This window comes from Rhodanobacter sp. DHG33, assembly GCF_014843005.1.
Taxonomy (GTDB): domain Bacteria; phylum Pseudomonadota; class Gammaproteobacteria; order Xanthomonadales; family Rhodanobacteraceae; genus Rhodanobacter_A.
Map to the genome: position 1 here is coordinate 1 of NZ_JACYXM010000023.1, position 736 is coordinate 736.

A 736-nucleotide genomic window follows, 5' to 3' on the forward strand; every position below is an offset into this window, starting at 1 on the left:
TCGCTCACCTGACCGTGCTCGACCTCGGTACACCCGCGACGTGGGCCCACCAGTCCGTCGCCGATCCCGATCCGCAAATGCTGGGCCTCACCTCCACCCATCTCGCCTACGTCATCTATACCTCCGGCTCCACCGGTATGCCCAAGGGCGTCATGGTCGAGCATGCACAGACCGTCAACCTCTTGCAGTGGGCTGGTAACGCTTTCGACCGACCGCAGATTGCCCGAACATTGTTCTCGACATCGATCAATTTCGATTTGTCTGTCTATGAATGCCTCCTCCCGCTCTCGCAAGGAACCACCCTATGTCTCATCGATGACACCTTGACGCTGATAGAAACACCGCAAAACATTTCCATGATCAACACGGTGCCTTCTGCTATCCGCGCTTTGCTTGGTACCAAGGCACTCTCCTCATCGCTTCACACCGTCAATTTGGCAGGTGAGCCGCTGAAGGAGCCTTTGATCAAGGCCATCTTTGCAAGCACCTCAGTGCGGAATGTTTGCAATCTTTACGGCCCTTCCGAGACAACGACATACTCGACTTGGATGCAAATGCATCGGGATGGGCTTGTCACCGAGAGTATTGGCCGTCCGATTGCCAACACGCGCATCTACCTGCTCGATGCCCACGGCCAGCCGGTTCCTCTCGGGGTCGCCGGTGAGCTGTACATCGGCGGCGCCGGTGTCGCCCGCGGGTACCTGAACCGTCCCGACCTCACCGCCGAACGCTTCCT

At 58.2% G+C, this 736-nt stretch carries 1 protein-coding gene; it reads left to right on the top strand.

Going from position 1 to position 736, the window contains the following annotated elements; genetic code table 11:
- A partial coding sequence (locus IHE46_RS16795; protein WP_192166070.1) for an AMP-binding protein occupies positions 1-736 on the top strand: 736 nt, incomplete at both ends.